Raw genomic sequence first — 8,630 nt, 5'->3', positions numbered from 1 at the left:
GGATACGCTTTTATAACCACCGGCGCCCGCACCAGGCGCTCGGCATGAAGACCCCGGCTGAGGCATTTGCATTAGCCGCTTAAACTGAGCAGGTTCTGCTGGGTCATTACAGCTCTCCGGATCATCCGGCATGGCCCAGCGGTCAAGGGTATAGGATTGGTCGTTCATCGCGGCTGCCTCTGTCATTAAGCCCGCGCCCCGGTTGTCGGTCGGGGTGGGCGAGCACAAGGCCGGGTTGACAGACCGGTGACAAGGGAAACCGGCGCACACGAAGGTGCCCCAGCCAAGGCTCGCCCATGGAGGGACGTACGTCAGCCTACGGACATGAAAACGCCGCTATTGCAGCGGCTGCCCGCCCTTGCTCTTCCGGCTGTCAATCCGGACGATCGTTGTTGCGATCGCAAGATGAGTATGGGCGTGACGCACATTGGCAGCAATGCCAAGGGTGACATTCTCATCCCTATCCGAGACGAGCGTTCAATAAGAAAAGGACCCCACAGGGTCCTTTTTCAATTCTCAAGCCGCTTCCGGCAGGAAAAACCGATCCTTCAACTCCTGCAACCCAATCCGATCCAGCATCTCCGTCAGCCGTTCCGCCGGCTTCCTGCGCGGCAGATCCTTGTACTGCGCAATGATCAGCTCATTCTTCATCGAATGCTCCCACCCCACCAGCTCCGTCACGCTGACCTGGTACCCATGCGCTTCGAGCTGCAAGCACCGCAGCACGTTCGTGATCTGGCTGCCAAACTCCCGCGTATGCAGCGGATGCCGCCAGATCTCCGCCAGCGGATCGGCGAGCGCCTTGGCCTTGTTCTTCCTCAGAACCGACGCCACTTCCGCCTGGCAGCAGGGCACGACCACGATGTACTTGGCCTTTTTCTCCAGCGCGAAATGGATCGCGTCGTCGGTGGCGGTGTTGCAGGCGTGCAGGGCCGTGACTATGTCGATGGTCGCCGGCAGTTTGTCGGAGGTGATGGATTCGGCCACCGACAGGTTCAGGAACGACATGCCGTCAAAGCCCAGGCGCGTGGCCAGTTCTTCGGATGACTTGACCAATTCCTCGCGGGTTTCGATGCCGTAGATGTGCGAGCCGTTCTTCAGCGCTTCCGGCTGTTCCTTGAAGAACAGGTCATACAGGATGAAGCCCAGGTACGACTTGCCCGCGCCGTGGTCGGCCAGGGTGACGGCGCCGCGCTGTTGCTGGACGTCCTTGAGCAGCGGTTCGATGAACTGGAACAGGTGGTAGACCTGCTTGAGCTTGCGGCGGCTGTCCTGGTTCATCTTGCCGTCGCGGGTCAGGATGTGCAGGGCCTTGAGCAGTTCGATCGACTGGCCGGGGCGGATGTCGTGGGTTTTGTCGGACATGGGGGTAAGGCAATGCGCCCCGCTTGGGGCGGGGCGCATGAATAGGCGGAAAGCGTCATTTTAACGAAAACCGCTGGCTTTCCGTCCGGCTGCCGACAGGGCGGGCCTGCTTGGCGTTGAGCCGTGCGCGGGTCGGCCGACTAGCCGGCGGCTATCCGCCGGCAGCCGGCGCGACGGCGGCGCCGTCGATGCCGTGGCGGGCCAGGGCCTGGGCCACGAAGCCGCTGCGTTTCATGTCTTCGACGAAGTCGGCCAGGACGCGCGCCGCCGCTTCGCCGCGCCCGCGCGGCAGGCCCATGGCCTGGCGGATGGTCATGAAGCTGCCGGGCAGCAGGCGCAGGCCGCCCAGGCGGCGGGCGTCGGCTTCCAGTTGCTGGCGCACGCCGGCGGCGACGTCGGTGCCGGTCTGCAGGAAGGTGTCGACCACGGTGGGCGAGGTGGCGGCGCGAGTGATGGCGGCGCGTTGCAGTTCGCGCGTCAGGTAGAGGTCGTAGGCGCTGCCCAGGCCGACGGTGACGCGGTGGCGCGGGTCGTCGACCTCGGCGATCTCGCGCAGGGGCGAATCGTTGCGCACCAGGTAGGCGCCTTCGATCAGGACGTAAGCGTCGGTGAAGGCGATGCCGGCGGCGCGCTTGGGGTCGATGGCGAAGAAGCCGATGTCGGCGGCGTCCTGGCTGACGGTGTCGACGGCCTTGCCGGCGCTGTCCAGAACGATGAGTTCCAGGGCCACGCCGAGCCGCTGCGCGAAGGCGCGGGCCAGGTCGACGGAGACGCCGGCGGCCGCGCCGCTGGCGTCGCGGGTGGCCAGGATGGGGTTGCCCAGGTTGATGGTGGCGCGCAGCGCGCCGGTGGGAGTGAAGGCCTGGATGATGTTGGCGGGGATGTTGGTGGCGCCGGAATGGGCGGGGACGTCCGAACGTGCGGTGGTGCTGGAAATCGCGGTCATGGCGTTATTGGTGGAGGACAGTGGGAAATTCAAAGGCGATTGCTGATGGCTTGTCTGCCGTGGCGGAAGCTCACAGGCGGCAGCTACGGTTCAATGGCCGTGGCGGATGGTTCACACCGGGTAGCAGCCGACTCACACGCTGTACCGCCCCGCACCCGGCGCACAGCACAAGTCGATCCGTTGCGGCTCCAGGTCATCTCCAAACCACGCATTGATCGCGGCGCGGCGCTCGCCGACATAGACCGGCGCGCCATCGGCGTCGAGTTTCATGCCCAGGTCATGTCCCGGCACCAGCAGCGTGCCGGGCCGCCTGCGCCACCATTCCCAGATGCGTTCCAGGCTGGCGTGGCTGGCGGCCGCGTCGGCGGTGTCGGCCACCTGGCCCGAGACCAGTTCGGCGCGGTTCTTGGCGGCGTCGCCGGTGAAGAGGATGGGCTGGCGCGGATCGTCGACGTAGAACAGCAGGTGGCCCGGGGTATGGCCGGGCGCGGCGATGGCGGTGATGCCGGGCAGGAAGGCTTCGCCGTCGCCGACGCGGCGCACGCGGTCCAGCCGGTCGAGTTCGCGCACGTACAGTTCGGGCAGCGGGTTGAAGCCGGGCGGTTGCGCGGCGGCCCATTGCAGTTCCCGCGCGCCGATCCAGACGGTGGCGTTGGGGAACAGCGTGAAGTTGACGGCGTGGTCGTAGTGGGCGTGCGTGAGGACGACATCGGTGATGTCGGCCGGCGCGACGCCGCAGGCGTCCAGGTGGCGGCCGAGCAGGTGGCGCACGCCGAACGCGCCGACGTCCACCAGGATCCTGTGGCGGTCCGAGCGCAGCAGGGTGCTGGTGCTCCAGCCCAGGCCGCCATGGCAGACGGCGCGGCCGGGGTAGCCCTGGATCAGGATATCGATCTGGTACATGGGGTCACTCCGCGGTGATGTGGGCTTCGCTGATCAGTTGGCGGTAGCGTTGCAGGTCGTCGCGCAACTGGCGCGTGAATTCCTCGGGCGTGCCGGCGATGATTTCGTTGCCGCCTTCGGTGGCCAGCTTGCGCACCACTTCCGGGTCCTTCACCGCCTGGACCACGGCGTCATGCAGGGTGGCGATGATGCGCGGATCGGTGCCGGCCGGCGCCAGCAGGCCCTGGAACTGGGTGATGACGAAGTCCTTGTAGCCGAGTTCCTGCATGGTGGGCAGGTCGGGCAGGCTGGAGGCGCGGCGCGGGCCGGTGACGGCGTAGGCGCGCAGCTTGCCGGACTGGATGTGCGGGGCGGCGGTGACGGTGGTGTCGAAGGTGAACGACAGTTGCCCGCCCAGCACGTCGGTCAGGGCCTGGGCGTTGCCCTTGTAGGGTACGTGCGTCAGTTGGGTGCCGGTGCGCAGGGCCAGCAGTTCGCCGGCGAGGTGGCCGCCAGCGCCCAGGCCGGCCGAGCCATAGGTGACGGCGCCGGGTTTCTTGCGGGCGGCGGCGAGCAGGTCGTCGATGCTGTGCGCGGGCGATTGCTGCGGCACCACCAGCGCGTACTGGTAGCTGGTGATCTGGCTGATCGGGGCGAAATCCTTCAGCGGGTCATAGGGCGTTTTCTTGTACAGCGACGGGTTGACCACCAGCGGGCCGCTGGCGTCCAGCAGCAGGGTGTAGCCGTCGGGCGCGGCCTTGGCGACGAAGTCGGTGCCGATCATGCCGTTGGCGCCGGGCTTGTTCTCGACCACGATGGTGCCCTTCAGGGTCTTGGCCATGCGGGCCGCGACCACGCGCGCGGTGATGTCGGCCGCGCCGCCGGCCACGTAGGGCACGATCAGGCGGATCGGCTGGCTGGGGTAGTCGGCGGCGCGGGCCAGCGGCGCGGCCAGCGCCGCCGCCAGGACCAGGGTGAGTCGGGCGATGTTCTTCATGTTGTCGGTCTCCTCCGGGATGCCGGCTCAGCCCTGGCCGGCGTGTTGGCGCAGCAGGGCCAGGACGTCCGCGGCCACTTCGATGCCGTGGGCGCGCTGGCGCGCCAGCTTGGCCAGTTCGATCTCGCCGGGCTGGATCACGGGGCGGGCCGGGTCGGCGGCCGGGCTACCGTGCAGGATGGCGGCGAAGTCGTTCATGCGTTCGGCCAGCCATTGGGTCGAGCCCAGGCGGCGGGTGTCGATCAGCAGGAAGAAGTGGCCCAGGTTCTGCGGTTCGTCGGGCGCGTCGACCCAGGATTTGACGTGGGTGAGGTAGGCGGCGTTGGACAGCAGGCCGGCGAACAGGTCCACCATCAGCGCCAGGCCGTAGCCCTTGTGGCCGCCGATCGGCAGCAGGAAGCCGTCCAGCGCCTGCCTGGGATCGGTGGTCGGTTGGCCCTGGGCGTCGGTGGCCCAGGTGTCGGGGATGGCCTGGCCGGCCTTCAGGGCGTTGCGGATCTTGGCGCGGGCCACCACGCTCATGGCCATGTCGAGCAGGAAGTGGGCGCCGTCCGGGTTCGGCACGGCAAAGCCGATGGGGCTGTTGCCGACGCGCGCGTCGGTGCCGCCCCAGGGGGCGATGGTGGTGGTGGCGTTGCTGCCGATGATGCTGGCGTAGCCGGCCTCGGCGGCGATCAGGCCGTAGGGCGAGATCGGGCCGAAATGGTTGCTCTGGCGGGCGAACGCCAGGCCCACGCCGCATTCGCTGGCGGCCTGCATGGCGGCGCGCAGCGCGTGCATGCCGACCAGCGGGCCGACGCCGTTGTCGCCGTCGACCAGGCGCAGCGCGGGGGCGGGGCTGTCCACGCGGATGCGGGCCTGGCGGTTGATGCCGCCGACCTGCAGGCGCTCGCCATACGATTCGATGCGCGACAGGCCGTGGGTGGACAGGCCGAACAGGTCGGCCAGCACCAGGATGTCGACCACGTCGACGGCGTCCTGGCGCGGCAGGCCCAGGCCTTCGAAGGCGCGCACGCCAAGCTCGCGCAGTTCGGTTTCCGGGACGAGGGAGGGGGAGCCAGCAGTGGCGGCCATGATCAGCAATCCTTGTGTGAAAAAAGAGGGGGGACTTATTCGGCGGAAAGACGGGCGTCTTTCACCACCTGGCTCCAGCGGCGCTCTTCGGCGTCGATGAAGGCGGCGAATTCGGCCGGGCCGGCGCCGGAAGGCTCGGCGGCGTCATGGGCCAGGCGCTGGCGCACGGCGTCGGTCCGCAGGGCGCGCTGGGCGGCGGCCTGCAGGCGCGAGATCGCTTCCTGCGGCGTGCCGGCCGGGGCCAGCAGGCCGAACCACTGCGAGCTTTCGAAGCCGGGGTAGCCCTGCTCGGCCACGGTGGGCACGTCCGGCAGGATCGGCAGGCGCTGGGCCGAGCCGACGGCCACGATCTTGATCTTGCCGGCCTGCGCATGCGGCAGCAGGCCGGGGATGCCGGCCGCGGCGGCGTCGATGTTGCCGGCCAGCAGGTCGGCGACCTGGGCGCCGGTGCCCTTGTACGGCACATGCACCACGTCGATGGCGGCGGCGGTCTTGAGCATTTCGAAGGCTAGGTGGCCGGCGCTGCCGTTGCCGGCCGAGCCGTAGTTCAGGACGCCCGGCTTGGCGCGCGCCAGCGCCACGAATTCGGGCAGGGTGGCGGCCGGCACCTTGGCGCCCACGGCGAACACCATGGGCAGCTTGGCCAGCAGAATGATCGGGGCGAAGTCGCGGCGCGGGTCATACGACAGGTTGGGCATCATGGTCGGGTTCACCGCGAGGGTGCCGACGTGGCCCAGGATCAGCGTGTAGCCATCGGGCCGGGCGCGCGCCGCTTCCACCGTGGCGATGCTGCCCTGGCCGCCGCCCTTGTTCTCGACGATGACCTGCTGGCCCAGGTCGCGCGACATCTCCACGGCGACGGCGCGCGCCACCACGTCGGAACTGCCGCCGGGGCCGTAGGGCACCAGCAGGCGGATGGGGCGTTGCGGCCAGGCGTCGGCGTGGGCCGAGAAGGGGGCGGACGACAACAAGGGGGCGGCGGCCAGCGCCAGCGCGGTGCGCAGGCAGGCTCTCCGTAACGGCTTCATGGGCGGGTCTCCTGTTCGGGCCGCTATTGGTTGCGGCTGGGAGACATCGTGCCCCGCCCTCGGAATCGAGTAAAGTGCAAAAATTCGTTCAATTCTTGATGAAAACGCATGAATTTCGATCTTGCCGATCTGCGCGCCTTCCTGGCGGTGGCAGACCTGGGCAGTTTCCGTGCCGCGTCCGAGGCGCTGCACCTGTCGCAGTCGGCGCTGTCGCGCCGCGTCGACAAGCTGGAGGCGGCGTTGGGCGTGCAACTGATGACGCGCACCACGCGCAAGGTCGAGCTGACCACTCTCGGGCGCGGCTTCGTGCCGCGCGCCCGCAGCGTGCTGAATGAGCTGGAGAGCGCGCTGGTCGGCATCCGCGACGTGGCCGAGCGGTTGTCGGGCATGGTGACGATTGCCTGCGTGCCGTCGGCGGTGGCGTATTTCCTGCCGGATGTGATCCGCGAATACCACGCCAGCTATCCGCGCATCCGCATCCGCATCATCGACGAGTCGTCCTCGCAGGTGCTGACGGCGGTGGCGCGCGGCGACGCGGATTTCGGGCTGACCTACATCGGCGCCAATGACGCGGAGATCGAGTTCAAGCCGCTGCTGGAAGAGCCGTTCGTGGCGGCGGTGAGCCGCAAGCATCCGCTGGCCAAACGCAAGTCGGTGGATTGGGCCGACCTGGAGGCGCATCCGTACATCACGCTGGCGCAGGGCAGCGGCAATCGTTTCCTGATGGACCAGGCGCTGGTGCACAGCGGCAGCCGGCCGCGCCATTTCTGCGAGGTGCAGCACGTGCCGGCGCTGGTCAGCATGGTGGAGGCAGGCCTGGGCGTGGGCGTGGTGCCGCGGCTGGCGATGCCGGATGAGGATCATGGCACGCTGGTCAGCGTGCCGCTGCGCAATCCCGCCGTGAGCCGCACGATCGGCCTGATCCATCCGCGCGGCAAGACCTTGAATCCGGTGGCGCGGCTGTTCTACGACCTGCTGTCGCAGCGGGTGGAGGCGCGGCAGAAGTAGGCGGGTGCGCGGTTCAACCGGCACGCCGCTGCGTTGTCGGCCGCCCGCGGATGACGGGCATCAACCGCGAGCCGCAAAGCAGACAGGCCGCGAAAACGCGGCCTGTCCAGGTACTGCGTGGCGCGATGCGCGCGCGATCGTCAGACCTGCACGACCACCGGCTCGCCCAGGTTCAACATCAACCGGTTGGCCCACGCGAAGATCGCGTCCGAATGCAGCAGGTCCAGCACTTCGCCGTCGCTCAGGCCCACATCCTTCAACGCCTGGATGCTGGCCGCATCCACCGAGGCCGGCGCGTCCGTGATCTGGATCGAGAACTTGCCGATCGCCAGTTCGCGGGCAGTGGTGCCGGCGGTGGCCGGATCCTCGAACACCTGCGCGATCACGTCGTTGCGCTTGGCCAGTTGCTCGAAGCGCTGCGCGTGCACCGAGGCGCAGTAGACGCAGCCGTTGACGCGCGACACCACGGTCGCGCCCAGTTCACGCTCGGCGCGCGACAGGCCGCCGGGCGCGTACATGATGGCGTTGAACGCGGTGGAGCGCTGGCGCAGGATCTCGGGCTGGTGCACCAGGAACAGGTAGTAATCCGAGACCTTGGCCTTGGGGTGGCTTTCTTCCAGGACCGCGATCTGCTCGGGCGTGGCGCTGTCGACCTGGACCACGTCCAGCCACGCCTTCCACTCCAGCACTTCGTTGGTGAAGCCGTGGGCCTTGATGACGTCACCGGGTTCGGTGGCGGCGGTGTTGGCCGGGAAGGGCGCGGGCGGGGTGCCGGCCGCGATCGGCTTGGTTTCCAGCGCCAGCATGGCCTGCAGGCCGGCGACCAGGCGCACCTGATACGACAGGAACGCCACCAGTTGCGACAGCGTGACCACGGCGGGCGTGGAGACGCCGGCGGCCGGCAAGGTCTTGAGCGCGGCCTCGTCGCCTTCGACGGGCTTTTCGATCAGCTTGCGGGTGAACTCCAGGATCGCGGCCAGGCGCGGGTCGGCGGCGTCCGCCGGCTTGCCGGACTCGGCCACCTGGATGTCGGCGGCGCTGGCGCCCGCGTCCACCAGGCGCAGGCGGTAGTGCGCGGCCAGCGCCGGCGACGGCGTCAGGCGCGCGGCGTACAGCGCGACCAGCAGGCGCTCGGCCAGCGTCAGGCCGGGCAGGGCCGGGTCGAACAGGGCGTCGTAGCTGCCCTGGGTGGCGGCGGCGACCTTGTCGCGCTGGTGGCGCACGGCGTAGGTGGCGCTGTCGGCCTTCAGGCCGACGAGCTGGTCCACCAGGTCGCGGGCGGCGTCATAGACGATGGGGGGTTGTGCCATTGAGAAAGTCTCCTTGGATG

At 68.7% G+C, this 8,630-nt stretch carries 9 protein-coding genes; 2 read left to right on the top strand and 7 right to left on the bottom strand.

The genetic code is table 11. The features are described from left to right. Window positions 1–2 precede the first annotated feature (2 nt). Window positions 3–83: an integrase core domain-containing protein gene (locus HV783_RS29625; protein WP_238924200.1), complete on the top strand. Its 81-nt coding sequence runs from the start codon at window positions 3–5 to the stop codon at window positions 81–83. 433 nt (window positions 84–516) lie between these two features. On the opposite strand, the gene HV783_RS16725 is transcribed toward HV783_RS29625, so the two are convergent. The 6 genes from HV783_RS16725 to HV783_RS16700 all read right to left on the bottom strand — a co-directional run bounded on the left by HV783_RS16725 (window position 517) and on the right by HV783_RS16700 (window position 6,292). After that, on the bottom strand, window positions 517–1,365 hold the full coding sequence (locus tag HV783_RS16725) for a class I SAM-dependent methyltransferase (protein ID WP_175189519.1): 849 nt from the start codon (window positions 1,363–1,365) through the stop codon (window positions 517–519). A 151-nt stretch (window positions 1,366–1,516) separates the two neighbouring features. Continuing rightward, window positions 1,517–2,311: a transporter substrate-binding domain-containing protein gene (locus HV783_RS16720; RefSeq protein WP_244976850.1), complete on the bottom strand. Its 795-nt coding sequence runs from the start codon at window positions 2,309–2,311 to the stop codon at window positions 1,517–1,519. Between the two features lie 132 nt (window positions 2,312–2,443). Then, complete coding sequence (locus HV783_RS16715; protein ID WP_175189518.1) at window positions 2,444–3,214, bottom strand: MBL fold metallo-hydrolase; 771 nt, start codon at window positions 3,212–3,214, stop codon at window positions 2,444–2,446. A 4-nt stretch (window positions 3,215–3,218) separates the two neighbouring features. Beyond that, window positions 3,219–4,190 carry a Bug family tripartite tricarboxylate transporter substrate binding protein gene (locus HV783_RS16710; protein ID WP_175189517.1) on the bottom strand — a complete coding sequence of 324 codons (972 nt, stop codon included), beginning with the start codon at window positions 4,188–4,190 and terminating at the stop codon, window positions 3,219–3,221. 27 nt (window positions 4,191–4,217) lie between these two features. Beyond that, a complete protein-coding gene (locus tag HV783_RS16705) occupies window positions 4,218–5,264 on the bottom strand; it encodes an Ldh family oxidoreductase (protein WP_175189516.1) in 1,047 nt (348 codons plus the stop codon). Window positions 5,265–5,299: 35 nt separating this feature from the next. Beyond that, window positions 5,300–6,292: a Bug family tripartite tricarboxylate transporter substrate binding protein gene (locus tag HV783_RS16700; protein WP_175189515.1), complete on the bottom strand. Its 993-nt coding sequence runs from the start codon at window positions 6,290–6,292 to the stop codon at window positions 5,300–5,302. A gap of 108 nt (window positions 6,293–6,400) precedes the next feature. Between HV783_RS16700 and HV783_RS16695 the strand changes: the two genes are divergently transcribed. Continuing rightward, the gene (locus HV783_RS16695) at window positions 6,401–7,300 is read left to right on the top strand and encodes a LysR family transcriptional regulator (RefSeq protein ID WP_006387054.1); all 900 of its coding nucleotides are present in this window, start codon (window positions 6,401–6,403) and stop codon (window positions 7,298–7,300) included. Window positions 7,301–7,440: 140 nt separating this feature from the next. Here the strand turns inward: HV783_RS16695 and HV783_RS16690 are convergent, their stop codons facing one another. After that, the gene (locus tag HV783_RS16690; RefSeq protein ID WP_175189514.1) at window positions 7,441–8,610 is read right to left on the bottom strand and encodes a CMD domain protein; all 1,170 of its coding nucleotides are present in this window, start codon (window positions 8,608–8,610) and stop codon (window positions 7,441–7,443) included. Window positions 8,611–8,630 lie beyond the last annotated feature (20 nt).

The organism is Achromobacter dolens (assembly GCF_902859745.1).
In the GTDB taxonomy this organism is placed as follows: domain Bacteria; phylum Pseudomonadota; class Gammaproteobacteria; order Burkholderiales; family Burkholderiaceae_B; genus Achromobacter; species Achromobacter dolens.
Note: the sequence above shows the minus strand (reverse complement) of the source record. Positions and strands in the feature narration are given on the sequence as shown.